The following is a 17,668-nucleotide window of genomic DNA, read 5'->3' as shown; positions in this document are numbered from 1 at the left end:
GGAGCGTGCTGGAAGGCAAACATAGCCGCTGAGCTAGGAGAATTCTCAGGTGACATTCAAAGGAATTTGCGAAATCGATTCCATCGGGCATCCGCAAATTTAGGACAATCGTCCTTTCAAGAGCGTCACATTCTTCCCATAATCGAAAATTCAAATTGCATTGCCAAAACAGAGAGCTTTGAGGAGCTTACTTCGCTATGACACTTAATCGAATTCTTGCTGCAATCGGCATGACTGGAGCCCTCACAGTTGCGGCTCATGCTGAAATCGTTGTTTCTTCCAAAATTGATACAGAAGGTGGCCTCCTCGGAAACATCATCGCTCTTGCTCTTGAAGATGCTGGCCTGCCTGTTGAACGTCGTTTGCAGCTCGGTGGCACGCAAGTGGTGCGTGAAGCGCTGCTGGCGGATCAGATTGATATCTATCCAGAATACACTGGCAATGCCGCATACTTCCACAACGAAGCAGACAGCAATGTCTGGAAAGATGCAAAGGCCGGATACGCCCGCGCAGCTGAGCTGGATGGCGAAAAGAACAGCTTGGTATGGCTGCAGCCAGCCCCGGCGAACAACACCTGGCTATTGCCGTAACTGGCGCCCTGGCAAGCCAGAACAACCTTGCAACCATGTCAGATTTCGGTGCATGGGTCGCAAAAGGCGGTGACGTCAAACTGGCTGCTTCAACAGAGTTCGTGTCTTCGCCAGCTGTTCTGCCTGCAATGCAGGAAGCTTATGGCTTCAAACTTTCTCCAGACCAAACAGTTGTTCTTTCTGGCGGTGATACCGCAGCAACCATTCAGGCAGCAGCACGTGGAACTTCCGGCGTAAATGCAGCCATGGCCTACGGCACCGATGGCGGCGTTGCAGCAACAGGTCTTGTTGTTATGACCGATGACAAGGGTGTTCAGCCAGTTTATGAGCCAGCGCCGGTTATCCGTAGCGAAACCCTGAAAGAGTACCCGCAGGTTGCTGAGGTTTTGAACCCAATCTTTTCTGGTCTGGATCTGGCCACGCTTCAGGAACTCAATGGCCGCATTCAGGTTGGTGGTGAGCCAGCAGCTGCAGTGGCGAAGGACTATCTGACCAAAACTGGTGTTCTGGACTAATTACCACGTTATGCCTAGCAGGATCAAATCATCGGTCTCAGGACCCGGACTTTTGTTCGCGGTTCTGGGACTTTTTGCCTTGTTCGCACCTTTTCTGACGCTCGCAGCCAACCGGATCGTGGCAGGTGAGGGTATCCCTGTCTGGGCGGTTGCCGCACCGGAAGTGACGGGTCCCGGGCTGATCGCCATAGCCCTGAGCCTTGTTCTGAGCCTGCCAGCCGCTCTCCCCAAGCTGAGGCTGATAGGTGCAGCCTTGGGCATTGTTGCTTTGGTCTGGCTGCTTATGCAAGGTAGTGAAACGCTCCTGCAAGGGGCAGGGACGTATGCAAGGGTGTCTTTGGGAAGCGGGTTCTGGTTCCTCTTTGCGATCCTTCTCCTGCTCGCAGCAGATGCGCTATCGTATCTCGCTCCCGGTCCGCTCACGCGCGGTGTGCTCTTGATTGGGACGATAGCGGCTCTGGTCCTCATCCTGTGGTCAGGGGCTTTAACGGACCTTTCCATCTTCAAAGAATACGCCAGCAGACAGGATGCCTTCTTTGATGCTGCAGGACGGCATTTAGGATTAGCCTTCGGTTCTTTGGCTGTTGCCGCGGTCATCGGCTTCCCGCTTGGAGTTTTAAGCCACCGCAATGAGACCATGCGCAGTGCGGTGCTGCCGATACTCAGTTTCCTCCAGACAATTCCATCACTTGCCATGTTCGGTATCATGATCCCGATTTTGGCATGGGTTGGCACAACAGTGCCCGGCGCGCGGGAACTGGGCGTTGCCGGGATTGGATTCCTCCCGGCCTTTCTGGCGCTTGTCATCTACTCGCTGCTGCCAGTTGTCGCCAACACCGTTGCAGGGCTGGAGGCGGCTCCACCTGCGGCAATGGATGCTGCACGCGGTATGGGCATGACACGCAATCAACGATTGTTGCAAGTCCAGCTGCCGCTTGGCCTTCCTGTCATGCTCGCAGGCATCCGCATTGTGCTGGTGCAAAACATCGGCCTTGCAGTCATCGCCGGATTGATTGGTGGCGGTGGCTTTGGAACCTTTGTTTTCCAGGGCCTCAATCAAACCGCAACAGATTTGATCCTGCTCGGAGCCTTGCCAACAGTGGCACTGGCTCTAGTCTCAGCGATCACAATGGACATTCTGGTCGAGCTCGCCCAGCCAAACACAACGAGGCATCAATGATTGAGATCGACAACATCACCAAGATCTATGAGGGTCGCCCTGCTGTTGATGCCGTTTCAATGACCATTGAGAGCGCAACGATCACCGCTATTGTCGGCACGTCCGGCTCCGGCAAAAGCACGCTGTTGCGCATGATCAACCGCCTTGTTGAACCAACTTCAGGCGAAGTGCGGATCAATGGTGAGCCGACAACAGGCATGGCGAAGAATGCGCTACGCAGACGGATCGGCTACGCCATTCAGGGTCACGGACTTTTCCCGCACCACACTGTTGCCCGCAACATTGGCGCTGTTCCCAGGCTGCTTGGATGGGACAAGGCAAAGATACAGGATCGGGTTGACGAACTCCTCGATCTGTTCTCTATGCCACCTGAAGAGTTTCGCAGTCGCTATCCGGCAGAGCTTTCAGGCGGACAGCAGCAACGCGTCGGTGTCGCCCGAGCCCTGGCCTCCCGCCCGGATCTTCTGCTCATGGACGAACCTTTCGGCGCGCTCGATCCTATCATCCGCACAAGAGCACAAGCAGACCTGCACCGTATCCAGCGCACTCTCGGATCCACAATCCTTCTTGTGACGCACGACATGGAAGAGGCCATCCAGTTGGGGGATCAGGTCGCGGTTATGGATCAAGGGCGACTAGTCCAACACGGCACCCCGGCAGAGATCATCAGCAACCCAGCGACAGACTTTGTTGCGGAGATGGTTGGCGGTGTTGATCGCCCGCTCCGCTTGCTGTCCTTGCTCCCCATCTCTGACATTCTGGAGGACGGAGCTGCTGAGGGTGAGCCAATAGATGAAAAGACGAACCTGCGAGAGGCTTTGTCTGCGTGTCTGTGGAGCGGAAGAGATTCTGTCCCGGTGGAACGAAATGGCGCTCTGATCGGTCATGTGACTCTGAAGGCAATCCGGTCCAGAGCGGAGGGCAGCCATGAGCTGGGCTAATCTCCTGAGAGCCGCCGTTTGTGGCTTGATGCTCGCGCTCGTTTTGCGTCCTGAATGGTTTGAACCGATGTTCGCACCATTTGCACCAGAAGGCGCTGCAATCATCTACGATCGCGCATCGCTATTGTCGCTCTCTTTGAGCCACCTCGTCATTGTCGCTGCAGCATCTGTGGCTGCGGTTTTTGTTGCTTTACTGCTAGCCATTCTTGTGACACGACCATCTGGCAAAGCCTTCCTGCCACTCTCCCGCACAATCGCCAATATGGGCCAGACATTCCCGCCTGTTGCTGTGCTTGCGCTGGCTGTCCCCATGCTGGGGTTTGGCTCAGGGCCAACGCTGGTCGCCTTGTTCCTTTATGGCATCCTGCCGATCTTTGAAAACACTATGACCGGCCTTTCAACTCTGCCACCCGCCACAATGGAAGCTGCCAGAGGAATAGGCCTCAGCCGTCGCCAGCGCCTGTTTCAGGTCGAGCTCCCTCTGGCGCTCCCTTTGATCCTCACTGGCATCCGCCTATCAGTCGTCATCGCCATCGGCACTGCCACAATCGGTTCAACTGTTGCAGCTCGCACACTGGGAGAGGTCATCATCGCAGGCCTGCTCACCAACAACACCGCCTACGTCCTGCAAGGCGGCCTCATAGTCGGCCTGTTCGCAGTCTTGATCTACGACGCACTCACCCAGCTGGAAACCTTCTTCCAAAAACGCCTTGGATTGGCTCACTAACGGCTAAATCAAACAGGTCTTTGCGGCAAGTTCATCAATCAGAACCCGTTGGTTCTCACTGTAATCAACGGGGACATCCACCAGATGTACGCCGCCAGCCTCGAACGCTTTCTCGAACGTCGGGACAAGATCCTCAGTACGCGTGATGCGATGGCCGGTGGCGCCGTAACTGTTTGCATAGGCAACGAAGTCCGGATTGCCGAATTGCAGGCCCCAATCAGGGAAACCGGCATGGGCCTGCTTCCAGCGGATCATGCCGTATGAGCTGTCATCAAGCACAACGATCACCAGATTGAGCTTTTCTCGAACTGCGGTCTCCATCTCCTGGCTGTTCATCATGAAGCCGCCATCTCCACAAATTGCCATAACCCGCTTATCCGGATTTAGTTTGGCAGCCATCATGCAGACGCCAGACCTGCACCCATAGTCGCCAGAGCGTTGTCCAGAAGAATGGTGTTGGGCTTATGCGCCTTGTAGTTGCGGGCATACCAGATTTTGTAGATGCCATTATCCAGGGCGATGATGTCGTCATCTCCCATCACCCTACGGGTATCTGCCACCAATCGCTGCGGGATCACCGGGAAACGGGAAACATTGGACCCTTCTGAGGTGTGCAGGTCCGTTTCCTTCTTGATGCGCTCAAAATAGCTGCGATCAAACTCCAGTGGTCCGCCGAGGATATCTCCCAGACGGGTAATGGACTTTGCAAGATCACCAACCACTTCCACCTGAGGGAAGTATACCTGATCCACCTGCGCAGCCTTGTAGTTCAGGTGGATGACCTTGGTGCCGCCAGGCTCCATCAGGAAGGGCGGCTTCTCAACCACATCATGGCCCACATTGATAATCAGATCCGCCCGCGCGATTGCGCAGTGGATGTAGTCGCCATCAGACAGGGCAGCCGTTCCCAAAAACAGATCAGAGCGCTCGTCGATCACCCCTTTGCCCATCTGGGTATTGAAGAACGGGATCTGCGTTTTTTCAGCAAATGCACTCAGCGCAGCGTGCGCATCCTTCCGGTTTGCACCAGCGCCCAGAAGGAGCAGTGGCATCTTGGCGTCGCGGATCATCTCCGCTGCTTCATCAAGCACTGTATCGCCAGCAATGGCGTAGTAGCGTGGGTGAGGCAGCAGCAACGGTTCATCTGTCTCTTCAATTGCAATGTCTTCCGGCAACTCCAGAAGCACGGTGCCGGGGCGTTCTTCTTCCGCGACCCGAAAGGCTTCACGAACGAGGGCAGGGATGGTGTTCCCGTTGATAATGGCCTTCGACATCTTTGTGATAGGTTCATAAAGGCTCACGATATCAACGATCTGAAACTGCCCTTGCTTGGATTGCTTGATCGGCTTTTGACCTGTGATCATGATCAGCGGCATCCCGCCAAGATAGGCGTAGGCCGCCGGTGTCGCCAGATTGGTGGCGCCGGGCCCAAGCGTTGCCATGCACACACCAGCCTTGCCCGTCAGGCGCCCATAGGTTGCTGCCATGAAGCCTGCGCCTTGCTCATGCCGGTTGAGTACCAACTCAATCGATGATGTGCGCAGCGATTCAACGATATCGAGGTTTTCTTCGCCTGGAACGGCAAAAACGTACTCTACCCCTTCCGCCTCCAGTGCCGCCACAAGAAGATCAGAAGCTTTCATCGGCGCTTTGGGTGCAGTCTCAGGCATAAGAAGGCCTCCATTCAGTCAAGGCGTTGTTTTGGCGGGGCAGGTGGAAAAACCTGACACTCACACAGCCAGCCTAAAGTGAACAGTTCGCGCCCACAATCTTCGGAAATAGAGGGAAGCGGCAGATAGTAAATCATCTGCCATCTCGCAATTCACCTGTTTTACTAAAGAGATACGTACTTTCTTGTCTTTTAGAGCACCCAGATCGCGCTCTATCCTGATATGATGGGTCATGTCTGTTCGAGCAGCGAACAGACCAGCGCTAATACATTCGGTATCTAACGCGGCCACCTTTTTTCAAGTACTTGCTCATCTCGCGGGTGATGAGCTTCTTGGTACTGTGAACGGTAAACTTACCAAAGGTTTTGATGTCTGCTTCAAACTGTGCGCAGTTCAAAAGCTCCAAGCTCTTGCAATCTTTGGCCCGACCTATCTTCGAAAAGTAAATAGAGAGATCTGGGGAAGGCGTGCCAAGCGTTTCATAATAGCCCCTCAACACTCCAAACTTGTTCCCGATCGAAATGGTGCGGGGTGGATGGGTTGGACCTTTCACACCTAAGACCAGCTCATTATTCATCCACAAATGGTAGGTGCCTTGCTTACTGCCCCAGTAAACACGGGACACCAACGTTATCCATTTGCCGGTTATTTTGTAGACAGGCTTGAGCCGCTCAATAGTAATATCAGCATCACAATAAGAGACATCTCCGCCTCGCCAGCTTGGTCCGACAACACATTTAAAGCTTTCATCTAAGGTGTGCTGGAAGCGTAACCAGTCGTGCGCAATCATGAGATAAAACACAGGGTCAAGACCAATAGTCTTCCCCCACGGGTGCATGCCAAACAGTGTGACATGATCTTTAATGTGGGTACCTGCGGGAATGAATATCGAAATACGATGCCAATAAGTTTTGCCGGGTCGCTGAAACAACTTGCGTTTTTCAGTCAACTCATATCGCTGTGTCATTCCCGGTTGTTTGAGCTCTAGCCAATCATCAGGATGCCCTTTGTCTTCATAGTTCACAGCAACACGGGCTGCTGCACTTCCATCAGCAAGAGGCACAAGCTCCAGTGCTCTAGGGTTTTTGATGTTTCGTTCTGCTTGCTCATACCTACTCCCATGACCTCCTATAAAGATGTCACTAAGTCTTGGTTTTGCATAACTGAATGACTTTACTGGTTGCTTGTCGCCTGCCAACAACCGTGCAAATTGGCGTGAAACAAGGGCATGCTGGCACCACTCATGAGTACTCTCGCTGGAAAGAGTAGGGAGGCCACCACCTCTTTTTTCCTGAAAAGCCCTTGAGGCTCTAACTGTTTTAGCTCCAAGAGCACCGTCGATTGGTCCCGGTTTTAACTTCCAGAAATCAAGAAAAGTCTGGACACATGCGATCTCGGACTTCTGATCGGCCAACACCGCATTTGATTGTGAAACGAGTATGAGCAAGCAAACAGCAGAAAATGCAGAAAAGAATTTTACGAGGGACATGAAACACCTGAAAATATGGATGAAATCTGCTCAAGTAAATCACGCTTAGCCCGCACGAAAAATTAGTGAGTTTCAAGTTGGCGAAATGCATTAGGCTGCTGTCAAATAGGCCTGATCGGCGACGTCCATTTCATTTGCGAAGTTAGTGATGTTATGTTTGGCATTTTTAAATCGTAAACACAAAAAAGGCCCTGAACCGAAGCTCAGGGCCTTTTTCATAATCAGTCCAAAGATTAGCGGAGTTATCTCGCGTTGATCTCAGGTTCCAATCAGCTACAGCCGCTTGTGGAGCCGCAGGTGTCGCATTTTAGGCAGGTGCCGTTGCGAACCATGGTGAAGTTGCCGCACTCTGCGCAGCTTTCGCCTTCATAGCCTTTCATGCGGGCCTGAGCGACCTGGCTTGCAACGGATGGCTGTGCAGCAGCTGGTGTAGCTGTGCCAACAGTTGCTGTTGCGGTTGCTTCGCCGCCACGTTGGAACGCAGTTGCAATGGCATCAGACTGAGCTGTGATCGCACCGGCCAGCTGAACAGCTGGATCACCACCTGGAACCAGACGGAACTTCTCGGTCTGACCACGAACAAGGCCGTGAGACACGATCGCCGGTCCACCTTCATCACCCTGACCTTCAGCAGAAGAGCGGGAGGTGGAGGTTGCGCTGTCCAGCGCTTCTGGTGGAACGTGTGCCAGATCGTTACGACCCAGATAGGACACAGCCAGCTCGCGGAAGATGTAGTCAAGAATGGATGTTGCATTCTTGATCGCATCGTTACCCATCACCATGCCAGCGGGCTCAAAACGGGTGAAGGTGAATGCGTCTACGTATTCTTCAAGCGGCACGCCGTACTGCAGGCCAAGAGAGATCGCGATCGCGAAGTTGTTCATCAACGAGCGGAATGCAGCGCCTTCCTTGTGCATGTCGATGAAGATCTCGCCGATGCGGCCATCTTCGTACTCACCGGTTGTCAGGTACACTTTGTGGCCACCAACGGAAGCCTTCTGAGTGTAGCCCTTGCGGCGGTTTGGCAGCTTTTCACGGTTACGGACAGCGCGCTCAACGATGCGCTCAACAACACGCTCTGCAACAGCTTCCGCACGTGCAGCCTGTGGCTGTGCGAGGATGTCATCAACGGTGTCTTCTGCATCATCCTCATCGTCTTCCAGCAGCTGAGCGTTCAGCGGCTGAGACAGCTTGGAACCATCGCGGTAAAGCGCGTTAGCTTTAAGGCCAAGCTTCCAGGAGAGCATGTAGGCGTCTTTACAATCCTCAACGCTGGCAGTGTTTGCCATGTTGATGGTCTTGGAAATCGCACCGGAGATGAACGGCTGAGCCGCTGCCATCATCTTGATGTGGCTGTCCACAGACAGGAAGCGCTTACCAATGCGACCGCATGGGTTCGCACAGTCAAACACTGGGTAATGCTCTTCCTTCAGGTGCGGTGCACCTTCCAGGGTCATTGCACCACAAACGTGGGTGTTTGCTGCTTCAATGTCTGCTTTGCTGAAGCCCATGTGGGACAGGAGATCAAACTCCATATCTTCCAGCTGCTCAGCAGAAACACCCAACTTACCGGTCAGCAGATCGTCACCAAGGGTCCAGCGGTTGAACACGAACTTGATGTCGAAGGCAGAGCCAAGGGCACCAGCCAGTTTCTCAAGCGCTTCATCATCAAAGCCCTTTGCCTTCAGGCTGGCCTCATTGATTGCCGGAGCCTGAGCAATGGAACCGTGACCAACAGCATAAGCTTCGATCTCACCAATTTCAGCTTCAGAGTAACCCAGAGCGCGAAGAGCTTCAGGCACAGCGCGGTTGATGATCTTGAAGTAACCGCCACCAGCAAGCTTCTTGAACTTCACCAGCGCAAAGTCAGGCTCAATACCAGTGGTGTCACAGTCCATCACCAGACCGATGGTGCCGGTTGGAGCAATAACAGTGGTCTGCGCGTTGCGGTAACCGTGCTTTTCACCCAGTTCCAGCGCCTTGTCCCATGCCAGACGAGCACGCTCAACAAGGTCAGCCTGTGGGCAGTTGGCAGCGTCCAGAGGAACAGGCAGAGTGCTGAGTTTCTCATAACCCTGCGTATCGCTGTGGGCAGCGCGGCGGTGGTTACGGATCACGCGCAGCATGTCCTTCGCGTTTTCCTCATAACGAGGGAACGCACCCAGCTCACCAGCCATTTCAGCGGAAGTGGCGTAACACACACCGGTCATGATCGCGGTGATTGCACCACACAGCGCGCGGCCTTCGTCACTGTCATAAGCAATACCTGAGGTCATCAGCAGGCCGCCGATGTTGGCGTAGCCCAGACCTGTGGTGCGGTATTCGTAGGACAGCTCTGCAATCTGCTTGGATGGGAACTGCGCCATCATGACGGAGATCTCAAGCACGATCTGCCAGAGGCGGGTCGCATGCTCAAACTTGTCAAAGTCGAACTGACCATCATCCTGACGGAACTGCAGCAGGTTAAGGGATGCAAGGTTACACGCGGTGTCATCCAGGAACATGTACTCAGAACATGGGTTGGATGCGCGGATCTCGCCGCCCTGTGGGCAGGTGTGCCACTCATTGATGGTGGTGTGGTACTGCAGGCCTGGGTCAGCAGATGCCCATGCCGCGTAACCAATCTGCTCCCAAAGCTCAGCAGCTTTGATGGTCTTCTTGGTTTCACCGTCAATACGGCCAATCAGATCCCACTCACCATCAGCGGTAACAGCTTTCAGGAAGCCATCAGTCACGCGAACGGAGTTATTGGAGTTCTGACCGGAAACGGTCAGGTATGCCTCAGAATCCCAATCTGTGTTGTAGGTTGGGAACTCAATGGTCTTGTAGCCCTGACGTGCGAACTGAACCACACGCTGGATGTAGTTTTCAGGAACCATTGCCTTCTTGGCAGCACGCATTTCGCGCTTCAGGGCAGGGTTCTTTTTCGGATCAAAGCAATCGTCGCCGCTGCCTTCGCAGTTGACGCAAGCTTTCATCACAGCCTGAAGGTGCTTCTGACAGACTTTGGAACCAGTTACGATCGCCGCAACCTTCTGTTCCTCATGCACCTTCCAGGTCACGAATTCTTCGATATCCGGATGGTCGATGTCGACCACAACCATCTTCGCTGCACGGCGAGTGGTACCACCGGATTTGATTGCGCCCGCTGCACGGTCGCCGATCTTCAGGAAGCTCATCAGGCCGGAGGACTTGCCGCCACCTGCAAGACGCTCACCGCTTGCACGCAGAGAAGAGAAATTGGTGCCGGTGCCGGAACCATATTTGAACAGACGCGCTTCACGAACCCACAGGTCCATGATGCCGTTCTCATTCACCAGATCATCATCAACGGACTGAATGAAGCAAGCATGCGGCTGCGGGTGCTCATAGGCGGTCGCAGAGCGGGTCAGCTTGCCGGTTTCAAAGTCAACGTAATGGTGACCCTGGCTTGGGCCATCAATGCCGTAAGCCCAATGCAGGCCAGTGTTGAACCACTGTGGGGAGTTTGGCGCGACTTTCTGAGTGGCGAGCATGTACCGCAGTTCGTCATAGAACGCCTGCGCATCAGCTTCGCTGTCAAAGTATCCGCCTTTCCAGCCCCAATACGTCCAGGTGCCTGCCAGACGATCGAAGACCTGACGGCTGTCGGTTTCAGAACCGAAGCGCTTGTCTTTAGGCAGCTTGTTCAGCGCCTTGTCGTCTGCAGTTTTGCGCCACAGCCAGGAAGGGATCGTGTTTTCTTCAACGGCCTTCAGCTTTGCAGGCACACCCGCCTTACGGAAATACTTCTGAGCAAGAATGTCTGAGGCAACCTGAGAGAATTGCTTTGGAACCTGAATGTTCTCAAGGCGAAACACAACGGACCCGTCTGGGTTACGGATCTCACTTGTGGCATTGCAGAATTCAATATCTGCGTAGGGGGATTGTCCTTCCGCAGTATATCGGCGCTCAATTCTCATATTTAGCCCCTTATCGCACCCGGTGAAGGCCACCGCGGCGCATCTCGGTTTTGAGAGATCAGATAGCTAAGATTTTAATCAAAAATCCGCCGCCGGTTTCGACTAATCCGCCATCTGGTATTTATACTAGTTAACGCAGGCAAAGTGGTACGCAATCTGATGCTATCACAATATCTAGTGTGTCGATAATACATTAACACAATATTTAGCTTGCAATTGGCAAAAAAAAGCGACCGCCGGAACTGAAAATAAATCCAACTCCTAGCACTCGAAGCTACTTAAATTAGGTGAACTCCCGGCCGAGGCCGCACTATCCTGAACACGTCTTGATTTCGACCTCAAACTAGATTGAATCGGAAACCATCGTCAAGGTCGATCTGTCCACTGCTTGTGTGCATAAGAGGGATCGGAACACCAAATATTGTAATCTGTGTGGATTGTGTGGAGCTTCAAGTATGTCCGAAATGGGGCACAGGCAGCAGAACCCTGCCATTTCCGCAAAGCCAAGCGAAAAAGCAAACTCAACCTCATTTTTTCTGGGGGATATTTTTCGGAAAAATTATTCAGTGGATCACAAAAAATCGCAGGTAAAAAAGTCTGTGCACCCCACGCAATTTTACGCAGTAGTTGTATGGAGAGATCATATATAGTTTCTCAATTACCTTCAGTATCTGGTTAGGTTAAATTAGCGAGCAGATATGCATCACACCTCCTTCGGCAAGGACATTTCTCAGTTAGATGTGGTTCTTGTGGAACAGTCAAAACCCACCCAAGCAATCCTAAGGGGCATATTAGGCACCCTGAAGCTGGGGCGCGTACGTGTCTATGACAGTCCCAAGGATGCATTGCCGATGCTTATCTCGGACCCACCAGATATAGTATTGTCCGGATGGGAGATGAAACCGGTCAGCGGCTTCCAGCTTTTAAAGCTGATGCGCTCAGGCCGAATCCCTGAACTCATCAACGTTCCGCTCGTCTTCATCACCGCTTACGGCACCCGTGCACTCGTGACCCGCGCCATGGAAGCGGGGGCGCACCATCTGCTGGTGACGCCTATTTCCTCCGCAGTGCTGAAGAAGTCGCTGGAATCAATCTGTAAGGATCGCCGTCAGTTCGTGCGCAACGATGATGGTGGTTTCATCATTGATGGCACGGCAAGGCGTCTGGAACAGAATCAGGCCAAGTTCGCAGCGCTCAACAAAGCGCGCGAATACCAGAAGGATGAAAACGCAGCTGCCCCCGAATCTGAACCGGTGCCACCGAAGCGCAGACAGCGGGGCAGGGACGATAATGAACCGCTTTCCCTCAAGGATCTGGAAGTTGGCAACATTTCACCGGCAGACAAGTTCAGTCAAAACCCGTACTTGCCGCGCAGAGCCAAGAAGTGAAGTCGCAAAATGAGGGGCAGAATTGGGAAATTGCTAACTGACCCTAGGATATTTTAAGCGACTTCCGGTGAATAGTTGAAACTACGGTACTCAAAGACTGGACAGGCAGGCCAACACTCGTCATATTCCAGCAAAATTTACAAGCCAGCGATCTGGAAAGGCCAGACACATGAAACACCTTCTGCTTACGTTCTTCACATGGTGGAACAGTGACACGTGGGGCACTCGCTTCTTCACTTGGAGAAAGGGTGAGTTCGTCGGTACCGATGAGTTTGGCAACAAGTACTATAGAGAGCGTGGCGGCAAGCGTCGCTGGGTGATCTATAAGAACCTCGCAGAAGCCTCCCAGATCCCTGCCGGTTGGCACGGTTGGATGCACTACCGCACTGACACGCCTCCAACTGAGATGGAATACGTCAAGCGCGACTGGGAAGCAGATCACCAGCCAAACCTGACAGGCACACCAAACGCCTACCGTCCAAAAGGCTCCATCCTGACCCCGGAAAAACGTCCGGAAGTGACTGGAGACTACCACGCCTGGACACCTGGCGAATAAGTCAGAACATCAGTTACAAAAAAAAAGCCCGGTCATTTGACCGGGCTTTTTTTATTCGGAAAATCTGCGCGGATTACATCGCGTCTTCACCGATCAAACCGAGACGACGATCGAGATAACCGGCACAGTTATCAATCAGACCATCAACATGGTTCTCGAAGAAGTGGTTCGCGCCAGGCATTTCCTGGTGATCGATGATGATACCCTTTTGGGTCTTCAGCTTGTCGACCAGAGCCTGAACGTCTTTCTGCGGAACAACCTTATCCTGCTCACCATGAATGATGAGCCGGAAGACGGGCAAGGCGCAAGGAAGGAGAAGTCATGCAGGTTTGCTGGTGGAGCAACGGAAATGAAGCCTTCCACTTCAGGACGACGCATCAGAAGCTGCATACCAATCCACGCACCAAACGAGAAGCCTGCAATCCAGCACGCGCGCGCATCCGGATGAACAGTCTGTACCCAGTCCAGCGCTGCTGCCGCATCAGACAACTCGCCCTGTCCATGATCGAACTGGCCTTGTGAACGACCGACACCGCGGAAGTTGAAGCGCAGAACCGCAAAGCCACGTTTCGCAAACATGTAATACATCTGATAGATGATCTGGTTGTTCATCGTCCCGCCGAACTGCGGATGCAGATGAAGCACCAATGCGATTGGAGCATTGCGTTTTTTAGCTGGATGGAAACGGCCTTCTAGCCGCCCTGCAGGGCCATTGAAGATCACCTCAGGCATATACTGCAAAATCCTTTTGTTTTGGTCGGCAGCAAATGACCGCCGATTTTTTGGTACACTGGATCAATGTCGATTAAACTTGACTGCGAAGGGCAAGTTTATTAGAACCAGTTTAGAATTATTCTACGGTGAATCTCAAGGACTACACTGAAAATCGACCTCTATTGGAGAAAGGTATATCCAACTCGGCGCACTCACGTTATAGACCTCAACGAATTCAAAGGGAACTCACTAACCCTTATCGTAAGCACCGTGGAAAATATCAAGGTTTCCATTTCCATAGAGACCCAATTAGGGCACTAAAGAACCCCATTTTCTGTGTTAAACTATGACAACGAACCGCGAACTGACATATTTAGACTATAACGCCAGCGCTCCGTTGAGGGAAGAATCTCTTTTAGCTCTTCAGGAAGCATATAAAGCCGCTGGCAATGCGTCCTCTATTCACAGCAGCGGTCGGCGCGCCCGGGCGATCATCGAAGACGCAAGGCACAAAATTGCAGATCTGGTAGATGGCAATCCGGCAAACATTATTTTTACAAGTGGTGCTTCTGAGGCGAATGTAACGGCATTATCGCCCACTTGGTTGAAAAATGGCGAGCCCTATATTCTGACCCAGGTTTTTGTGAGCGCAATCGAGCATCCCTCCGTTGTCGCAGGTGGCCGATTTGCAGCTCAGAACGTACAGAGCATTCCGGTTGATGAGGAAGGCCGTGTCATTGTCGGCGAACTTTCCAATATGTTGGATGCTCTGGGTGAAAATGAAACAGTTCTTATTTCCGTAATGGCCGCAAACAGCGAAACCGGTGTTTTGCAGCCGCTGCAGGAAATAGGCGTACTGGTAGAAGATAAAGGTCACATCTTCCATGTGGATGCAGTCCAGATGGCGGGTAAGGAACCAATCTCCATGGCCATGATTGGCTGTAACTCCATGTCGATCTCCTCCCATAAAATCGGAGGTCCGCAAGGGGTAGGCGCTCTTATCTTAGGTAAGGGTGACTTCAGGCCAATCCCGCTGCTCACCGGTGGCGGACAAGAGTCGTGGAGAAGAGCAGGCACAGAGAACACAGCAGGGATTGCAGGATTTGCAGTTGCGGCAGCGCAATCAACTGATCCTGATGAACATGCTAGAATTTTGCGCCTGCGAAACCATATGGAGGAGAGAGTGAAACAAATCTCTCCTGATGCGATCATCTTTGGTAAAGATGTCGCGCGTCTTGGCAACACGACGTGTTTCGCAGTTGAAGGGATTTCAGCTGAAACCGCGCTCATCAACTTTGATTTGTTTGGTGTGGCAGTTTCATCTGGATCAGCTTGTTCTTCCGGCAAAGTAGGCGCATCCCATGTGCTTCTTGCGATGGGGGTGCCGGAATCACTGGCGCGGGGCGCAATCCGGGTAAGCCTGGGTTGGGCAACGACCGAAGACGACGTCGAGCGCTTTTTAGGCGCTTGGACGAAAATTTATAAACGAATGAAGCCCACACAGAAGGGGTGAGCGCCAAATATAAAAATAAACGAGGACAAAACCCTCGTATAAATAAGGATGCACTGTGTTGCGACAGCGCATCTGTTAGATAGGGCAAAAGGGTCCAATAAGGTGTACCCAATGCGGCTTTGAACCGCGTATGGAGACAAAGCATGGCGGCAGTCCAGGAAACAATTGATCAGGTCAAAGCAATTGACGTTGATCAGTATAAATATGGCTTTGTAACGGATATCGAAAGTGAGCTTGCTCCCAAAGGGCTCAACGAAGATATCATTGCGTTCATCTCAGCCAAAAAAGAAGAACCGGAATGGATGCTAAACTGGCGTCTGGAGGCATTTCGTCGTTGGAAAACGATGGAAGAGCAACATGGGCGCGTGTTGAATATCCGAAGATCGACTTCGAAGACCTTCACTATTACGCAGCACCAAAGAACACTGAAGGGCCCAAGTCCCTTGATGAAGTGGATCCTGAACTGCTGGAAACCTACAAGAAGCTAGGTATTCCGCTGTCCGAACAGGAAATCCTCGCCGGTGTCGCACCTGAAAACCGCGTCGCAGTTGACGCCGTGTTCGACAGTGTGTCAGTTGCAACCACCTTTAAGGAAGAGCTTGCCAAAGCTGGCGTGATTTTCTGCCCGATCTCCGAAGCGGTTCGTGAGCATCCGGAACTGGTGCAGAAGTATCTTGGTTCAGTCGTGCCGGTCTCCGACAACTTCTACGCAACTTTGAACTCCGCAGTCTTCTCTGACGGCTCGTTCGTGTACGTACCACCAGGCGTTCGCTGCCCAATGGAACTGTCCACGTACTTCCGTATCAACGAGAAGAACACCGGTCAGTTCGAGCGTACACTCATCATTGCAGATAAAGGCTCTTACGTGTCTTATCTGGAAGGCTGTACAGCTCCTCAGCGCGATGAAAACCAGCTTCACGCAGCTGTTGTTGAGCTCGTTGCGCTCGAAGATGCAGAAATCAAATACTCCACCGTTCAGAACTGGTATCCAGGCGACTCTGAAGGCAAGGGTGGTATTTACAACTTCGTGACCAAGCGTGGCGATTGCCGCGAAAAGAACTCCAAGATCTCTTGGACACAGGTTGAAACTGGTTCTGCTATCACTTGGAAATACCCAAGCTGCATTCTGCGCGGTGATAACTCCCAAGGTGAGTTCTATTCCATTGCGATCTCCAATGGTCACCAGCAGATCGACAGCGGTACCAAGATGATCCACCTGGGCAAGAACACGGCCAGCCGGATTATCTCCAAGGGTATCTCAGCAGGTGTTTCTCAAAACACCTATCGCGGGCAGGTTTCCGCGCATCGCAAGGCATCTAACGCACGTAACTTCACCCAATGTGACTCGCTTCTCATTGGCGATAAGTGCGGTGCCCACACCGTCCCATATATCGAAAGCAAGAACTCCTCAGCGGTGTTCGAGCACGAGGCGACAACCTCCAAGATCTCCGACGATCAGATGTTCTACTGTCAGGCCCGTGGCCTTGATGAGGAAGAAGCTGTCGCGCTGATCGTGAATGGTTTCGTCCGGGACGTAATCCAGCAACTGCCAATGGAATTTGCAGTTGAAGCTCAAAAACTGATTTCCATCAGCCTTGAAGGAAGTGTGGGCTAAAACGCGGACAGATCCCGCGTTTGCCTCGTACCTATTGAAGAATTGAAAAGACGAGAACGATAGATGCTTGAGATTAAAAACCTGCACGCCGAAGTTGATGGCAACAAAATCCTTCGCGGCATTGACCTGACTGTTCGCCCGGGCGAAGTCCACGCAATCATGGGTCCAAACGGTTCTGGTAAGTCTACCCTGTCTTATGTTCTGGCAGGTAAAGAAGACTACGAGATCACCGAGGGCTCCATCAGCTACAACGGTGTGGACTGGTCTGAGCTTGGCGCTGATGAGCGCGCAGCGGCTGGCATGTTCCTGGCATTCCAGTACCCGATCGAAATTCCGGGTGTTGCAACCATGACCTTCCTGAAGACCGCTTTGAACGCGCAGCGCAAAGCACGTGGTGAAGACGAAATCTCCACCCCGGACTTCATGAAGCTCGTACGCGAAAAGTCCAAAGAGCTCAAAGTCACGCCTGACATGCTGAAGCGTCCGCTTAACGTTGGTTTCTCCGGCGGTGAAAAGAAGCGCGCTGAAATCCTGCAGATGTCTCTGCTGGAGCCAACACTCTGCGTTTTGGATGAAACAGATTCAGGTCTGGACATCGATGCACTGCGCATCGTTTCCGAAGGCGTCAACCAGCTTCGCTCCCCAGAACGCTCCATGATCGTGATCACTCACTATCAGCGTCTGCTCGATCACATTGTACCAGACGTCGTGCACGTTCTGTCCAAAGGTAAGATCGTAAAGACTGGCGGCAAAGAGCTTGCTCTTGAGCTGGAGAAAAACGGCTACGCTGACTACGTCGACGAAGAAGCTGCTTGAGCTGGAGGGTAAC

The 17,668-nt window shown here is 52.7% G+C and carries 9 protein-coding genes and 4 pseudogenes; 9 read left to right on the top strand and 4 right to left on the bottom strand.

Features of this window, described 5'->3' with window-relative positions; all coding sequences use genetic code 11:
- Positions 1–197: 197 nt before the first annotated feature.
- The 4 genes and pseudogenes from osmF (at position 198) to JCM12308_RS22030 (ending at position 3,953) form a co-directional block, all read left to right on the top strand.
- A pseudogene (gene osmF / locus JCM12308_RS22045) lies at positions 198–1,105 on the top strand (glycine betaine ABC transporter substrate-binding protein OsmF).
- Positions 1,106–1,115: 10 nt separating this feature from the next.
- Positions 1,116–2,285, top strand: a complete 1,170-nt coding sequence (locus tag JCM12308_RS22040) for an ABC transporter permease (RefSeq protein ID WP_054785102.1) — start codon at positions 1,116–1,118, stop codon at positions 2,283–2,285.
- A complete protein-coding gene (locus JCM12308_RS22035) occupies positions 2,282–3,226 on the top strand; it encodes an ABC transporter ATP-binding protein (RefSeq protein WP_054785101.1) in 945 nt (314 codons plus the stop codon). Before JCM12308_RS22040 ends, JCM12308_RS22035 begins: the two co-directional genes overlap by 4 nt.
- A 28-nt stretch (positions 3,227–3,254) precedes the next feature.
- Positions 3,255–3,953, top strand: a complete 699-nt coding sequence (locus tag JCM12308_RS22030; protein WP_054785109.1) for an ABC transporter permease — start codon at positions 3,255–3,257, stop codon at positions 3,951–3,953.
- Between the two features lie 3 nt (positions 3,954–3,956).
- On the opposite strand, the pseudogene JCM12308_RS22025 reads toward JCM12308_RS22030, so the two are convergent.
- From JCM12308_RS22025 to JCM12308_RS22015, 3 genes and pseudogenes are all read right to left on the bottom strand, one after another.
- Positions 3,957–5,623: pseudogene (locus JCM12308_RS22025) on the bottom strand (acetolactate synthase large subunit).
- A gap of 262 nt (positions 5,624–5,885) precedes the next feature.
- The gene (locus JCM12308_RS22020) at positions 5,886–7,112 is read right to left on the bottom strand and encodes a heparin lyase I family protein (RefSeq protein WP_054785100.1); all 1,227 of its coding nucleotides are present in this window, start codon (positions 7,110–7,112) and stop codon (positions 5,886–5,888) included.
- A 269-nt stretch (positions 7,113–7,381) separates the two neighbouring features.
- A complete protein-coding gene (locus tag JCM12308_RS22015; protein ID WP_054785099.1) occupies positions 7,382–11,053 on the bottom strand; it encodes a vitamin B12-dependent ribonucleotide reductase in 3,672 nt (1,223 codons plus the stop codon).
- A gap of 698 nt (positions 11,054–11,751) precedes the next feature.
- Between JCM12308_RS22015 and JCM12308_RS22010 the strand changes: the two genes are divergently transcribed.
- Positions 11,752–12,441, top strand: coding sequence for a response regulator (locus tag JCM12308_RS22010; RefSeq protein WP_054785098.1), 690 nt, complete (start codon positions 11,752–11,754; stop codon positions 12,439–12,441).
- A gap of 169 nt (positions 12,442–12,610) precedes the next feature.
- Positions 12,611–12,997: an NADH:ubiquinone oxidoreductase subunit NDUFA12 gene (locus JCM12308_RS22005; RefSeq protein WP_008546198.1), complete on the top strand. Its 387-nt coding sequence runs from the start codon at positions 12,611–12,613 to the stop codon at positions 12,995–12,997.
- A gap of 73 nt (positions 12,998–13,070) precedes the next feature.
- Here the strand turns inward: JCM12308_RS22005 and JCM12308_RS22000 are convergent.
- A pseudogene (locus JCM12308_RS22000) lies at positions 13,071–13,729 on the bottom strand (alpha/beta hydrolase).
- A 328-nt stretch (positions 13,730–14,057) separates the two neighbouring features.
- On the opposite strand from JCM12308_RS22000, the gene JCM12308_RS21995 reads away from it, so the two are divergent.
- The 3 genes and pseudogenes from JCM12308_RS21995 to sufC all read left to right on the top strand — a co-directional run bounded on the left by JCM12308_RS21995 (position 14,058) and on the right by sufC (position 17,655).
- On the top strand, positions 14,058–15,224 hold the full coding sequence (locus JCM12308_RS21995) for a cysteine desulfurase family protein (RefSeq protein WP_054785097.1): 1,167 nt from the start codon (positions 14,058–14,060) through the stop codon (positions 15,222–15,224).
- Between the two features lie 143 nt (positions 15,225–15,367).
- Positions 15,368–16,839 (top strand): annotated as a pseudogene (gene sufB, locus JCM12308_RS21990) (Fe-S cluster assembly protein SufB).
- A gap of 63 nt (positions 16,840–16,902) precedes the next feature.
- The gene (gene sufC / locus JCM12308_RS21985; RefSeq protein WP_054785096.1) at positions 16,903–17,655 is read left to right on the top strand and encodes a Fe-S cluster assembly ATPase SufC; all 753 of its coding nucleotides are present in this window, start codon (positions 16,903–16,905) and stop codon (positions 17,653–17,655) included.
- Positions 17,656–17,668 lie beyond the last annotated feature (13 nt).

The sequence above is a fragment of the Pseudovibrio denitrificans JCM 12308 genome (genome assembly GCF_001310815.1).
Taxonomy (GTDB): domain Bacteria; phylum Pseudomonadota; class Alphaproteobacteria; order Rhizobiales; family Stappiaceae; genus Pseudovibrio; species Pseudovibrio denitrificans.
Note: the sequence above shows the minus strand (reverse complement) of the source record. Positions and strands in the feature narration are given on the sequence as shown.

What these genes read in the sequence shown, in the direction of transcription:
- JCM12308_RS22040 (WP_054785102.1), top strand. Translation starts at nt 1,116, where the DNA reads ATGCCTAGCAGGATCAAATCATCGGTCTCAGGACCCGGACTTTTGTTC.
- JCM12308_RS22035 (WP_054785101.1), top strand. Translation starts at nt 2,282, where the DNA reads ATGATTGAGATCGACAACATCACCAAGATCTATGAGGGTCGCCCTGCT.
- JCM12308_RS22030 (WP_054785109.1), top strand. Translation starts at nt 3,255, where the DNA reads ATGCTCGCGCTCGTTTTGCGTCCTGAATGGTTTGAACCGATGTTCGCA.
- JCM12308_RS22020 (WP_054785100.1), bottom strand. Translation starts at nt 7,112, where the DNA reads ATGTCCCTCGTAAAATTCTTTTCTGCATTTTCTGCTGTTTGCTTGCTC.
- JCM12308_RS22015 (WP_054785099.1), bottom strand. Translation starts at nt 11,053, where the DNA reads ATGAGAATTGAGCGCCGATATACTGCGGAAGGACAATCCCCCTACGCA.
- JCM12308_RS22010 (WP_054785098.1), top strand. Translation starts at nt 11,752, where the DNA reads ATGCATCACACCTCCTTCGGCAAGGACATTTCTCAGTTAGATGTGGTT.
- JCM12308_RS22005 (WP_008546198.1), top strand. Translation starts at nt 12,611, where the DNA reads ATGAAACACCTTCTGCTTACGTTCTTCACATGGTGGAACAGTGACACG.
- JCM12308_RS21995 (WP_054785097.1), top strand. Translation starts at nt 14,058, where the DNA reads ATGACAACGAACCGCGAACTGACATATTTAGACTATAACGCCAGCGCT.
- sufC (WP_054785096.1), top strand. Translation starts at nt 16,903, where the DNA reads ATGCTTGAGATTAAAAACCTGCACGCCGAAGTTGATGGCAACAAAATC.